The organism is Brucella tritici (assembly GCF_008932295.1).
Taxonomy (GTDB): Bacteria; Pseudomonadota; Alphaproteobacteria; order Rhizobiales; family Rhizobiaceae; genus Brucella; species Brucella tritici.
The window spans coordinates 1-13,056 of record NZ_WBWA01000049.1; the positions used below are offsets into that span (position 1 = coordinate 1).

Genomic DNA, 13,056 nt, shown 5'->3' on the forward strand with positions numbered 1-13,056 from the left:
CCTTCATTGAAGCGTTTCAAACCCCAATAAGGTAAGCCAAACGGCACAAAACGTGACTGTCCCAAAATCATCTGCATCTCAGCGATCCGTTCTTCCAGTGAGCGCGACCTCTTTCATGCCACCTCCTATTGTCACGGGTGTTGTGTAGCAGCCTTATCGTCACGCCGCTTCTCCGAAACTGCTATTTTGAGGTCTGGACGATAGGCTGCGCTGACGAAGCAGTGTGGCACTTCCTCCAGTTGTTGCGCCTCCGACCTCTCACGTGCGCGAAGGTCAGATGGGCTTTCACCCGTGATGTCGCGGAAGACGCGACCAAACGTGCCCAAACTGGTCCAGCCAGTAGCATATGCGATTTCAGTCACAGGCTTGTCGGTGTCGCGCAGCAATGCCTTCGCGCGCTCTATGCGGCGTGAGAGAAGATAGCGGTGCGGTGGCACACCGAACGCGAGCTTGAACGCACGGGCAAAATGAGCCTTAGAGACGCCACTCACCTGCGCCAACCGGCGCACCGGCCAAGGCTCGTGCGATACGGCATCCAGTTTGTCCTTTGCCCTGAGCAGGCGACGCAAGAGGGCTGGATCTTGTCGAAATTGCTTAAGAGGCTGAAGTTGAAAATCGGAATTCATGGGCGCTCTCGAACTTGTTGGTGCTATTTCCAGGGGGATGAATTCTTCAATTTCCTCGGGGGAAACCCACCTTTTGTAAAATATCGAAAGCCGCTGACATATTTGCAAATCTTATAGGCTACCTTAAAGGCTGTCATTCAAAACGTGTCGACAGTAAAGGCGCCGTGCAAGTTTGCAATGCGAACCCCCGCTAAGCGGCGGATGCGCAATACGTTGTACAAGCAAACTTCAGGTGAAGAGGAATCGTGATATGCCTATATTTTTATAATAAGCCTTATACCTTGCAATACAACATTCATTGTTTAACCATGGTTGGCGGGCCTGCCTATGTTATTTGTTTCTCTGAGGAAACGCTGATCTAGGCCAGATTCTGATTGGCATTCAACACATCGTCCAATGGCTGGTGCCAGCGGTTCATCTCCTTTCACATCAATGATCGTTTTCGAAAGCGCCTTCGTTGTCTCAAACGAGCAAGCACGTCATCACACCGTGCGATGTTATGACGTAGACTACCGGATGAACGTCACCTTTTGCTGTGGGAAAAACAAAACTGTGGCGCTGACTGCAACGTCACTTCGGATCGAAAACGATGAGTTCATAGCCTCGTCGTCGGGACGCTTTCACTGTCTCAAGGTGACATTTTCGTGGCTGGTCTTGAAATTGGAACGAATGACGTCCGGATCGGCATGGCTTTCCAGAATTCGGCTCTGCTTCCCTGGCTCAACATTCGCGACAACGTAATGATGCCGCTGAAGATCGCGGCAATCTAAAGGAGGGGAACTTTTCGGGCGCCGATAAGGGGGCTTACTTAAACGCCGATTGACACGTTGACGTTGCGGTCTCGTTTTGCGACACATGAATGATGCAGACCGCTATCACAATCGATCAGGAGTATCTCGTAACACGGCTTAAGGCACTTCTTGCCATACCGAGCCCGACCGGGTTTACCGACGAAGCCGTCCGTTACGTCGCGCGCGAGCTGGAGCATCTGGGGCTTGAGGTTATGCTGACGCGACGCGGTGCCATTCGCGCGCGCAGGGCAGGTGTTACGGATAGACCGGCACGCGGGATTGTATCGCATATCGATACGCTCGGCGCGCAGGTAAAATATCTGAAGGAAAACGGACGGCTGGAGCTGGTTTCTATCGGCAACTGGTCGGCACGTTTCGCCGAAGGTGCTCGGGTTTCCATCTTCTCGCCCAAAGGAATCTATCGCGGGTCAATCCTGCCGTTGAAAGCTTCCGGGCATACTTTCAATGAGGAAGTCGATACGCAACCGGTCGGCTGGCCTTATGTTGAACTCCGCGTCGATGCACTCGCCCGAAATCGCGATGATCTGCTACAACTCGGTATCGATGTCGGTGATATTGTCGCTATCGACCCCGCGCCCGAATTCATCGATAATGGCTTTATCGTCTCGCGCCACCTTGATGACAAGGCAGGTGTCGCCATCATGCTTGCAGCCCTTAAGGCAATGCAGAGAGCCAATGTGGAAACGCCGGTCGACAGCTATTGGCTGTTCACCATCGGAGAGGAAGTTGGAGTGGGTGCCTCTGCAGTTGTAGTGCCGGATATTGCCTCGCTTGTCGCCATCGATAATGGCACGACTGCACCGGGCCAGAATTCATCGGAGTTCGGCGTCACGCTTGCCATGGCGGATCAGACTGGACCGTTCGATTACCATCTGACGAAGAAACTCTACGAGCTTTGCGGAGAGCATGACATTCAGGTCCAGAAGGATGTGTTTCGTTATTACCGCTCAGATGCTGCGTCTGCGGTCGAAGCGGGGCATGATGTGCGCACGGCTTTGCTGACCTTCGGTGTCGATGCCTCGCATGGTTATGAGCGCATTCATCTGAGCGCGCTCACTTCCATTGCAAAACTTGCAGTTCATTATGCAATGAGCGAAGTCGAGATCAAACGCGATGCCGAGGAAACCGCCAAGGGCCTCAAGGGTTTCACGCATCAGAAATCAACTAAGGCAGAGCAGGATTTGAAACCCGAGGATACACCTGCAGAATAGGCTCTGAACTTTTTGAAATCACGAGCGGGCTCAGGCCCGCTTTTTTGTCTCGCAAAAATTAATTATGATAATTCATTGATGATCGTTGATTTATGCCTATAAATTAGAGTCTGACGGATTTGACAAATGAAGGGGAACCCCATGAGAAGGTTATTCCGTGCCGTCCTGACTGCTATGGCGCTTTCGGTCGCCGGAGCGGGCACAGTCGCGCTGGCGCAAACGCCGCCCAATGTGCTGATTGTCGGGCAGATTGCAGAGCCGCAATCGCTCGATCCGCATACAGTCACGGCCACCAATGATTTCCGCATCCTAGTCAATATTTATGACGGCCTTGTGCGCTACAAGGACGGAACGCTGGAAGTAGAACCGGCACTGGCGGTAAGCTGGACGATTTCGGACGACGGCAAGACCTATACGTTCAAGCTGCGTCAAGGCGTGAAGTTCCATGATGGTTCGGATTTCAATGCCGAAGCGGTCAAGTTCAACTTCGACAGAATGCTAAAGGAAGACCATCCATTCTATAACACCGGCCCATTTCCGCTTTCGTTCAATTTCTCGTCCATCGATGCAGTCAATGTGCTCGATGAACACACTGTCGAGTTCAAGCTGAAGGAGCCTTTCGCTCCATTTCTTTCCAATCTGGCCTATCCGACCGGCCTGATCGTGTCGCCGGAAGTGGTCAAGAAATACGGTAAGGAATTTGGCCGTCATCCATCCGGAACCGGTCCGTTCAAGTTCGCGGAATGGCAATCCGGCCAGCGTATGGTGGTGGAGCGTAATCCCGACTATTGGGACACAGCGCCAGCATTGGAAGCAGTTGTGTTCCGCCCGATCACGGATGCCAATACACGCGTCGCGGAGATGAGGGCAGGCGGGCTGGATGTCATGGTGGAAGTGCCGCCGGATAATCTTGCCACCTTCAAGCAGGACGCGAATTTCGCGGTTGCCGAACAGGCGGGCCCCCATGTCTGGTTTACCATCCTGAACGCGAAGAGCGGTCCATTCGCGGATAAGAAAGTGCGTCAGGCAGCGAATTATGCGGTTAACAAGGAGGGGCTTGTTGACAATGTTTTGCAGGGTTCCGCAACCGTTGCTGCGGGGCCGATCCCGCCTGCCTTCAACTGGGTCGAGAACAAGACCGAACCCTATCCCTATGATCCGGAAAAGGCCAAGGCGCTCCTGGCCGAAGCTGGTGCAAGCAATCCCGAGATTACGTTCTACGTAACGGAAGGTGGTTCGGGTATGCTCGATCCAATCACCATGGGTGCTGCAATTCAGGCCGATCTCCAGGCTGTGGGCTTCAAGGTCAAGATCGAAACCTATGAGTGGAACACGTTCCTTGGCCGGGTCAATCCGGGGCTGGAAGGCAAGGCCGATATGGCCGAGATGGCTTGGATGACCAATGATCCGGACACGGTGCCCTATCTGACGCTGCGCAGTGATGCGCTGCCGGACAAGGGTGGTTTCAATTCCGGTTACTATTCCAACCCCAAAGTGGATGAGCTTCTGGAGAAGGCTCGATCCTCGACCGATCAGGCCGAGCGCGGTAAGCTTTACGGTGAAGTGCAAAGTATCGTCCATGACGACGCACCATGGCTTTTCGTGGCGAATTGGAAACAGAAAGCAGTCACGACTGCAGCCGTCAAGGGTTTCAAGCTGCAGCCGTCCTTCCTGCTGCATTTGAAAGACGTAACCAAGGAATAAGCAGGGAGGGCATTCATGCCAGCCTATATTCTCAAGCGACTTTTGGCCGTTGTTCCTGTGTTGCTCGGGCTCTCGATCATCGTTTTTCTCGTCATGGCGATGATGCCGGGTGATACGGCGACCGCGTTGCTTGGATCATATGCGACGCCGGAAAATGTCGAGCGGATCAATCGCGATCTTGGTCTCGACAAGCCGTTGTTGCAACAATATTTCATCTGGATGGGCAATCTCCTGCACGGTGATTTCGGGCGTTCCTTCGTGCTCAATCGTCCGGTGCTGGATGAGGTTATGGAGCGCTTTCAGGCGACACTCGTGCTTGCGGGCGTAGCACTCGTACTGTGTTCAGTCTTCGGCCTGCTCGCGGGCATCGTTTCGGCGGTACGCCAGTTCGGCTGGGCAGACAGGACGATCACTTTCATCGTGCTTGCCGGAATTTCCATTCCCTCATTCTGGTTGGGGTTGCTTCTGATCTATCTCTTCGCGGTCCATTGGCGCATTCTGCCAGCGTCCGGCATGTATGCTGTTTATGGCGGCGGTGACCTGAAGGATCTGCTCTGGCATCTGATCCTGCCTGCCACGACGCTGGCCGTGGTAGCGGCAGGCGTGATCGCACGTCTGACCCGCGGCGCGATGCTGGAAGTGCTTCGCCAGGACTATATCCGGACAGCCCGGGCCAAAGGTCTCAACGAACGTCGCGTGATATACGGTCATGCGTTTCGCGCCGCACTGGTCAGCGTCATTCCTGTGATCGGTATTCAGGCGGGATTTGTGCTGGGCGGCGCCGTCTACATCGAAACCGTGTTCCAGTGGCCCGGTATTGGCGCCATGCTGGTGAAAGCCATTTCCACCCGCGATATCTTGCTGGTGCAGGGTGGCGTGCTTGTGGTTGCCGCGAGTTATGTCCTCTTCAATCTACTCGCTGATGTCATTCAGACCATACTCGATCCAAGGATACGCTCATGAGCGCGCTTCCAGAAATTTCTGCCGCGCCAACGGCGGTCCGCATGTCATCATGGCGACTCCTGATGAGCAATCGACTGGCGGCTTTCGGTTTTTTTATGCTGGTCCTGATCTGCCTCGTCATTCTGCTGGCCCCGGTTCTCCCGCTTCCCAATCCTGACGCGACTTCTCCCGCAATGCGATTGAAACCCGTGTTCAGCGAAGGACATCTTCTTGGAACGGATCAGCTCGGGCGGGATATATTGAGCCGCGTCATATGGGGCACGCGTGTGTCTGTTGCAGTAGGATTTGCAGCGACGCTGATCGCAGCGATTGTTGGCTCGGCGATCGGTCTCGTGGCCGGCTATGCGAGCGGACGAACCGACAATCTGATGATGCGCGGCATCGATATGCTGATGGCATTTCCTTATATCCTGCTGGCGCTGGCTATCGTGGCGGTGCTCGGGCCGGGTCTGATGAATGCGCTTTACGCGATTGCGGTGGTCAATATTCCGTTCTTCGCGCGTAATGTTCGCGGGGTTACGCTTGGTCTCGCGCATCGTGAATTCATTGATGCTGCCCGGCTCTCCGGAAAAAGTCCGGTTTCGATCCTGTTAAGCGAAGTGCTGCCCAATGTGCTGCCGGTTATCGTCATTACCATGTCGACGACGGCAGGCTGGATGATCCTCGAAACGGCTGGCCTGAGCTTTCTCGGCCTGGGGGCACAGCCGCCGCAGGCCGATCTCGGCTCCATGCTCGGCGAGGGCCGCGCGCAACTGTTCAATGCCCCGCACGTATCCATCGTGCCGGGATTGATGATCTTCCTGCTGGTCATCAGTCTCAACGTATTGGGAGACGGAGTGCGCGATGTTCTCGATCCGCGATTGCGGTCAAGTGCGCTGGGGCGGCCAGGCGCGATAACCGATATTGCCAGGGACCGGTCATTACCCATGATCAAGGATAGCCAAAAAGCTCTTTCTATTGCCGGTCTCGAAACGGGCTTCGTCAATGGCGAGCATTTCACTCCCGCTGTCCGCAGCGTTTCACTGGAACTTGAACGCGGCGAATGTCTCGGCCTGATCGGGGAGAGCGGATCGGGCAAAAGCGTGACCGCCCTGTCAGTAATGGGCCTCGTGGCGTCCCCGCCCGGACTTATCCGCGACGGCGCGATCTATCTGGGCGACCGGGACGTTCTTTCAATGTCTGAAACCGAGTTGACGGCGGCACGGGCCGCAAGAGTTGCTTATGTGTTTCAGGACCCGCTGACGACGTTGCATCCTATGTATCCGGTCGGTCGGCAGGTCGAGGAAGCAATTGCAGCGCATCGGCGGATCGGAGCCAGTGAGCGGCGGGAACAGGCGATTGTGCTTCTTGACAAGGTTGGCATTCCAGATGCAGCGGAACGGGCCAATCACTATCCGCACCAGCTTTCAGGTGGCCAGCGTCAGCGTGTCGGCATTGCCATGGCTCTGGCCAATGATCCCGATATCATCATTGCGGACGAGCCGACCACGGCGCTCGATGTCACGGTGCAGGCGCACATTCTCGAGCTGCTACGCGATCTCCAGCGTGAGCGCGGCATGGCTCTCCTGTTTATCACCCATGATTTTGGAGTGGTTTCGGAGATCTGCGACCGCGTGGCAGTGATGAAAGACGGCGAGATTGTCGAGACGGGCACAACTTCGGCAGTTCTTTCCAATCCGCAGCACAGCTATACGAAACGCTTGATAGCCTGCGTTCCCGAGCTTGGGCAGGGCGCCGACTTTCTGGAACGTGTGGCTGGTCTCTTCAAGAGCGAAAACGGGAGGGCGGCAGGATGAGCGGAAATGCGATCAGCGTTCGCGATCTCACTAAAACCTTCGGTGGCGGACGAACACTTCTGGGTAAAGAGCGTCACAAGGTCGAGGCGGTTAAAAATGTTTCGTTCGATCTTGGAAGCGGTGAGACACTGGCGATTGTCGGTGAAAGCGGATCGGGCAAAAGCACGCTCGCCAGAATGCTCGTCGGGTTGACAGAACCGACGGGCGGTACGATGACGATTGCTGGACGCGATGCGCATGAACTGCGAAATTCCGGTGCGCGGGCATTCGGCAAGGTCATACAATATGTGTTTCAAGACCCTGTCGCTTCACTCAATCCCCGAAAGACGATCCGGCAGATACTGGAAACACCACTCAGGCTTCTGAGCGGGCTGGATTCAGCTCAGTGCCAGCAACGCATGATCCAGTTGCTGGACGCCGTTCAGATGCCCAAGGATACGCTGGAACGCTATCCGCATGAATTCTCCGGCGGGCAGGCGCAGCGTATCGCCATTGCGCGCACGCTGGCCGCTGAAGCGGAAATCGTGGTGCTCGATGAACCAGTTAGCGCGCTTGATGTCTCAGTTCAGGCACAGGTTCTTCTGCTTCTGGATCAACTGAAGAAAGAGTTTGGTCTCTCTTATCTCTTCATCAGTCATGACCTTGCCGTGGTGGAAGCCATCTCCGACAGGGTTGCGGTTATGTACTTCGGGGAGATCGTTGAAGAAGCAACCGCAAGCGCTCTTTTTGCCAGACCTGAACATGCCTATACACGACAACTCGTGGAAAGCGCGCCGCGCATAAGGAGAGAGTAGCAAGATATGGTCAGAATGGGCCGGAATTCCGATCACGAACCGCAATCGCGCGCGAGGGCGGCAAAGGTCCGTCGGCGACCGGAAGAGATTGCCGACCGTATCAAGGATGTTATCCGTTCCGATGCATTGAGGCCGGGAGATCGACTGCCACAGGAAAAGGAACTGATTGACCAGTTCAAGGCCGCCAAGGGCACTGTGCGCGAAGCGATGAAGGCGCTGGAGACGCAGGGTCTGATTTTTACGCGCAGCGGTCCCGGCGGCGGGGCTTTTGTGGCCGAACCTTCCGCCCAGCACGCAATGGAAATGCTTGGAAGCTATTTCTTTTTCGATCAGCCGAGCCTTGCCGAAGTTTACGCTATCCGTAAGCTTCTCGAACCGGAGGTTGCTGCTCTCTTGTCCGGCAGATTGACTGGTGACGACATTGCTCGGCTGGAAAATGCGATGCGGGTCTACGATCGCCCGCCGGTCGATCTTGATGATCAATATCGCCAGCGCATTGCGGAACTTGATTTCCATTCCTTGCTGGCACAGCTTTGTCCGGACCGTCTGTTGGGCTTCATCTGCGGATTGACCCACAATCTGTTGCGAAGCCTGCCAATAGCGCGCGCGATCTACGCTGATCCGACACCGGCTTCGCGCGAAGAAGGACTTATCTTCCAGCACCGATTGCTTGCAGCGCTTGTCGAAAATCGCAGCGAGGATGCGCGCCGTATAACGTTTGAGCATATGGTTTCCGCTGAAAACTATATGCTTTCCAAGGCGAATTTAGTCGGGAAAGCCACGTAGTGGAAACGAAAAAGTTGGGAACAATCCCGGCGCTCCCGCATTTGCAATTATGCAGGCCGCCGCCTTAACAGATGCGACGGCTTCATTTGTTTATGAATGACAATGGAGGTTTCGACCCTTTTTATGTGTGGTATTTGCGGAGAAGTCAGGTTTGACGGTGGTTCGCCGTCAGTTTCGGCAGTCTCGAAAATGGCGGATGTACTCAGTCCTCGCGGGCCCGATGCATCCGGGATTGTGATCCGGGGCAATATCGGCTTCGGGCATCGAAGATTGAGAATCCTTGATCTTTCCGAAAAATCGCAGCAACCGATGATCGACGCCGACCTCGGTTTGATGCTTGTGTTCAATGGCTGCATCTATAATTTCCGCGAATTGCGCACAGAGCTGGAACAGAAGGGCTACAAGTTCTTCTCCGACGGTGACACAGAAGTCATTCTCAAGGCATGGCATGCATGGGGCGAAAGCTGTGTAACGCGTTTTCTTGGCATGTTCGCTTTCGCCATTCACGAACGTGATACCGGCAGGATTATCCTCGCGCGTGATCGGTTCGGCATCAAGCCGCTCTATATTGCCGAGGCGGAGGGTGCCTTGCGGTTCGCCTCTTCCTTGCCTGCTCTGGTTAAGGCAGGCGGCATCGACACCTCGATAGACCGCGCGGCCTTGCACAATTACATGAGCTTTCATGCCGTCGTGCCGCCACCGCGCACGATCTATAATGGTGTTCGAAAGCTTCCCCCGGCGACGATCCGTGTTTACGAACCGAATGGGCGCTTCACTGACCGTATTTATTGGCAGGCACCCTATCGGCGTCTGCCGGGTGACGGCGCGTTGAGCCGCGAGGAATGGCAGGAACAATTGCTCGATATGCTGCGCGTCGCTGTCAAGCGCCGGATGATTTCCGACGTCCCGGTTGGTGTGCTGCTGTCCGGCGGGGTGGATTCCAGCCTGATCGTCGGTCTGCTTGCTGAGGCAGGTCAATCGGACCTGATGAGTTTTTCAGTTGGTTTTGAGGAAGCAAACGGGGAAAAAGGCGACGAATTTGTCTATTCCGATCTGATCGCCGAGCATTTCGGGACCGAACATTATAAGATCTTTGTGCCTTCTGCAGACCTCATGGACGCCTTGCCGGGAACGATCGCGGCAATGTCCGAACCAATGGTGTCCTATGATAATGTCGGCTTCTACCTTCTTTCCAAGGAAGTTTCGAAGCATATCAAGGTTGTCCAGTCGGGACAGGGCGCGGATGAAGTGTTCGGCGGCTATCACTGGTATCCACCGCTAGTCGATTCCAACGATGTCGTCAGCGACTATGCCAAAGGGTTCCGTGACCGGTCGCACGACGTTCTCGTCACGCAGCTATCGCCGGAATGGATGCCGGAACGTGATTACAGTCAGGACCTTCTGGAAGAACATCTGCTGCAGGATGGAGCGGATACGCCTGTTGACCGTGCGCTGCGGCTCGATACGAATGTGATGCTCGTGGACGATCCGGTCAAGCGCGTGGACAACATGACGATGACCTGGGGGCTTGAAGCGCGGGTGCCGTTTCTGGATCATGAGCTGGTCGAGCTTGCCGCCCGCATTCCGCCGGAGGAAAAACTGCGTGACGGCGGCAAGGGTATCCTCAAGGATGTGGCGAGGAAGGTCGTTCCAAGCGAAGTGATCGACCGCAAGAAGGGATATTTCCCGGTTCCGCAGCTCAAATACATCGATGGCCCTTATCTCGATATGCTGCGAGACGCCCTCTCTTCACAAAAGGCGAGGGAGCGCGGACTTTTCCAACGCGATTATCTTGAACGCCTGTTTGCAAAACCGTCCGAACACATAACGCCGTTGCGCGGTTCTGAGCTTTGGCAGGCTGGCCTCCTTGAAATGTGGCTGCAAACGCAGGAGGCATGAAATGCGGAAAACCGGTGAGGTGGATATGAACCGGCAGAAAGCGAAAGGTCGCAAAGCCTTTTCGCACCGTCTAACGCGCTTGCGTACGCCTGAAAGCGCAGGCTTTTATCAGGAACATGCGCACGGCCATGACAAGGCGGGAAGCGAAGATCGCAAGCAGGATATGGTTGTCGATTGTGGCTGGGGTCGGCTGCTCTTCGCGCAGACCTTCGAAACCAATGAGGCCATTGTGGAAGCTTTGCGGGCGGAAGCACCAGCAAGCCGCGATATCGTCTTTTACGTCAGCGATCCTCATGTGCTGCTGTCGCTCGCACCACACGAGATATTTCTCGATCCGTCGCATACGTATCGGATTGAACTTGCTACCTATCGCCCGGGCGGGCGGCGGACACGCGGCATAACCATCCGTCGTGCAGTCTCCGAAGTGGACGCGGAAGGCATCAACGCCGTCTATGCGGCCTGTGGCATGGTTCAACTGCGTCCCGACTTTTTCTCATCGGAGCGAGACAACCGTGCTGTTACCTATTTTGTGGCTCAGGACGATGCTACCGGCGAAATTGTTGGCACTGTGACGGGTATCGATCATCAGCGTCTTTTCGACGATCCTGATCGCAGTGCTTCGCTCTGGTGTCTTGCGGTCCATCCGCAAGCACGACAGCCCGGTATTGGCGAAAAACTGGTGCGTAAACTTGCCGAGCATTTTCAGGCTCGTGGTTTGAACCATATCGATCTATCGGTTCTGCACGACAATGAGAATGCTATAAGGCTCTATGAAAAGCTGAAGTTTCGCCGTGTTCCGCTCTTCGCGATCAAGCGCAAGAACGCAATAAATGAGAAGTTCTTCGCCTCACATCTGGAATCCTTTGACGCGCTCAATCCCTATGCCCGCATCATTATTGATGAAGCGGTGCGCCGTGGTGTTCAGATTGAAGTGACCGATGCCGATGGTGGCTTTTTCCGTCTCTCCTATGGCGGACGCTCGGTTCATTGTCGTGAGAGCCTATCTGAAATGACATCTGGTGTCGCAATGTCGATCTGTGACGACAAGGCCGTGACGCGGCGTGTCGTCGAGAAGGCGGGTTTGACAGTGCCGGAGCAGATCGCCGCCGAAGCGAATGACGATGCGCTGGAAGATTTTCTAAAGCATCACGGCAAGCTGGTGGTGAAACCAGCCCGGGGCGAACAGGGAAGAGGCATTTCCGTCGGGATTTCGACCATGAAAGACCTGCGAACGGCGATCAAACAGGCGCGAACCGTGTGCGACCGTGTACTGCTGGAGGCGTGTTTTGAAGGCGAGGACCTTCGGCTGGTGATAATAGACTACCAGCTCGTTGCAGCTGCAGTTCGCCGCCCGCCACGGGTGGTCGGCGATGGCAAAGCAACAATCCGCAAGCTTATCGAGATACAATCCCGCAGACGCGCTGCGGCGACAGGCGGAGAAAGCCGTATTCCTGTAGATGCTGAAACGAAAAGATGCCTAGAGGAACAAGGTCTGTCGCTCGATTCTGTTTTGGAGGATCATCGCGAAATTACGGTCCGCAAGGCGGCCAATCTTCATACAGGCGGTACGATCCACGACGTTACAGCTACTGTTCATAGAGACCTTGTTGATGCTGCCTGTAAGGCTGCCCGGGCAATCGGTATTCCCGTTGTCGGGATCGATTTCATGGTCAAGCAACCCAAAAACCCGGATTATATCTTCGTTGAAGCCAATGAGCGTCCGGGGCTTGCTAATCATGAGCCCCAACCGACTGCCGCAAGATTTCTCGATTTGTTGTTTCCTGGATCAAGATAATGGTAATTTAGCGAAATCGAGATTAATTTATGTTCGTCGGAGAGGCACTCCGGCGAAAGCTGCGTTTTTGACTGGCAACCTGGAAATTAAGCGGTTCGCCTTTGGTCGGACCAGAGCATCTTACCTGTGTCTTTAGATCAAAGACGGAGTGCCAACCAATTAATCTGTCCAACTTTCTGAATTTTCAGTGGGATTCAAATTGTACGAGCTGACAAGCCAGTATGGAGGTTTGGAGGCCCCCAACACCCTCGATTTTCGTCCCGATGGCAAGAGGGTGACGGTGTTCTTGCTATCCATTCGAAAGACGAAGGAGTAATACTCCTAACCCGGATAAGTCATTGTCAGGATTTGTTGACTGGTGTTGTTACTCATGAACAGTGAGTTGAAACCAAGTGTCGAGAAAGCGGCTTCGTTTTAATCCATCCAGATAAACCAGAAGCTCCGGCCCAAGCTCGACAGGTTGCAGCGATGCTACATCCGAAGGGCTCGTTTCCGATACAAGACCAGTTTGTTGAAGGATCGCCTGACCGTTAGAAGACAGAAGGGTGTTGTCACGTTAACTGGGCTGCAGTTGCCTGCCTGACGGTTTGGGCGTAAATTTTGGCGATGCAGACATCAGATATCATCTTCAAGCGTCACCGTTTTCCGCCACAGATCGTTGCTCATGCGG

The 13,056-nt window shown here is 54.8% G+C and carries 10 protein-coding genes; 9 read left to right on the plus strand and 1 reads right to left on the minus strand.

Annotated elements, in window-relative coordinates; all coding sequences use genetic code 11:
- Nucleotides 1-131: 131 nt before the first annotated feature.
- Nucleotides 132-626, minus strand: coding sequence for a helix-turn-helix domain-containing protein (locus tag F9K91_RS24725; protein WP_151558780.1), 495 nt, complete (start codon nt 624-626; stop codon nt 132-134).
- A gap of 644 nt (nt 627-1,270) precedes the next feature.
- Here F9K91_RS24725 and F9K91_RS26625 point away from each other — a divergent pair.
- The 9 genes from F9K91_RS26625 (at nt 1,271) to ngg (ending at nt 12,386) form a co-directional block, all read left to right on the plus strand.
- Entirely contained in the window at nt 1,271-1,396 is a 126-nt protein-coding gene (locus F9K91_RS26625) for a hypothetical protein (RefSeq protein WP_268878418.1), read from the plus strand.
- A 92-nt stretch (nt 1,397-1,488) separates the two neighbouring features.
- On the plus strand, nt 1,489-2,649 hold the full coding sequence (locus tag F9K91_RS24735; RefSeq protein WP_151558781.1) for an osmoprotectant NAGGN system M42 family peptidase: 1,161 nt from the start codon (nt 1,489-1,491) through the stop codon (nt 2,647-2,649).
- A gap of 141 nt (nt 2,650-2,790) precedes the next feature.
- Nucleotides 2,791-4,353, plus strand: a complete 1,563-nt coding sequence (locus F9K91_RS24740; RefSeq protein ID WP_151558778.1) for an ABC transporter substrate-binding protein — start codon at nt 2,791-2,793, stop codon at nt 4,351-4,353.
- Between the two features lie 15 nt (nt 4,354-4,368).
- Nucleotides 4,369-5,316 (plus strand): ABC transporter permease, encoded by a 948-nt coding sequence (locus tag F9K91_RS24745; RefSeq protein ID WP_151678992.1) that lies wholly within the window; start codon nt 4,369-4,371, stop codon nt 5,314-5,316.
- Entirely contained in the window at nt 5,313-7,112 is a 1,800-nt protein-coding gene (locus tag F9K91_RS24750; protein WP_151678993.1) for a dipeptide/oligopeptide/nickel ABC transporter permease/ATP-binding protein, read from the plus strand. The genes F9K91_RS24745 and F9K91_RS24750 overlap by 4 nt, the downstream gene beginning before the upstream one ends.
- Complete coding sequence (locus F9K91_RS24755; RefSeq protein WP_071630452.1) at nt 7,109-7,906, plus strand: ATP-binding cassette domain-containing protein; 798 nt, start codon at nt 7,109-7,111, stop codon at nt 7,904-7,906. The genes F9K91_RS24750 and F9K91_RS24755 overlap by 4 nt, the downstream gene beginning before the upstream one ends.
- Before the next feature lie 6 nt (nt 7,907-7,912).
- Nucleotides 7,913-8,692 carry a FadR/GntR family transcriptional regulator gene (locus F9K91_RS24760; protein ID WP_029928040.1) on the plus strand — a complete coding sequence of 260 codons (780 nt, stop codon included), beginning with the start codon at nt 7,913-7,915 and terminating at the stop codon, nt 8,690-8,692.
- 123 nt (nt 8,693-8,815) lie between these two features.
- Complete coding sequence (locus F9K91_RS24765) at nt 8,816-10,591, plus strand: N-acetylglutaminylglutamine amidotransferase (protein WP_151678994.1); 1,776 nt, start codon at nt 8,816-8,818, stop codon at nt 10,589-10,591.
- Nucleotide 10,592: 1 nt separating this feature from the next.
- Nucleotides 10,593-12,386, plus strand: coding sequence for an N-acetylglutaminylglutamine synthetase (gene ngg / locus F9K91_RS24770; RefSeq protein ID WP_151678995.1), 1,794 nt, complete (start codon nt 10,593-10,595; stop codon nt 12,384-12,386).
- Nucleotides 12,387-13,056 lie beyond the last annotated feature (670 nt).

Bases quoted from the DNA above. Each gene is read 5' to 3' on its own strand.
- F9K91_RS24725 (WP_151558780.1), bottom strand. From the start codon at position 626: ATGAATTCCGATTTTCAACTTCAGCCTCTTAAGCAATTTCGACAAGAT.
- F9K91_RS24735 (WP_151558781.1), top strand. From the start codon at position 1,489: ATGCAGACCGCTATCACAATCGATCAGGAGTATCTCGTAACACGGCTT.
- F9K91_RS24740 (WP_151558778.1), top strand. From the start codon at position 2,791: ATGAGAAGGTTATTCCGTGCCGTCCTGACTGCTATGGCGCTTTCGGTC.
- F9K91_RS24745 (WP_151678992.1), top strand. From the start codon at position 4,369: ATGCCAGCCTATATTCTCAAGCGACTTTTGGCCGTTGTTCCTGTGTTG.
- F9K91_RS24750 (WP_151678993.1), top strand. From the start codon at position 5,313: ATGAGCGCGCTTCCAGAAATTTCTGCCGCGCCAACGGCGGTCCGCATG.
- F9K91_RS24755 (WP_071630452.1), top strand. From the start codon at position 7,109: ATGAGCGGAAATGCGATCAGCGTTCGCGATCTCACTAAAACCTTCGGT.
- F9K91_RS24760 (WP_029928040.1), top strand. From the start codon at position 7,913: ATGGTCAGAATGGGCCGGAATTCCGATCACGAACCGCAATCGCGCGCG.
- F9K91_RS24765 (WP_151678994.1), top strand. From the start codon at position 8,816: ATGTGTGGTATTTGCGGAGAAGTCAGGTTTGACGGTGGTTCGCCGTCA.
- ngg (WP_151678995.1), top strand. From the start codon at position 10,593: ATGCGGAAAACCGGTGAGGTGGATATGAACCGGCAGAAAGCGAAAGGT.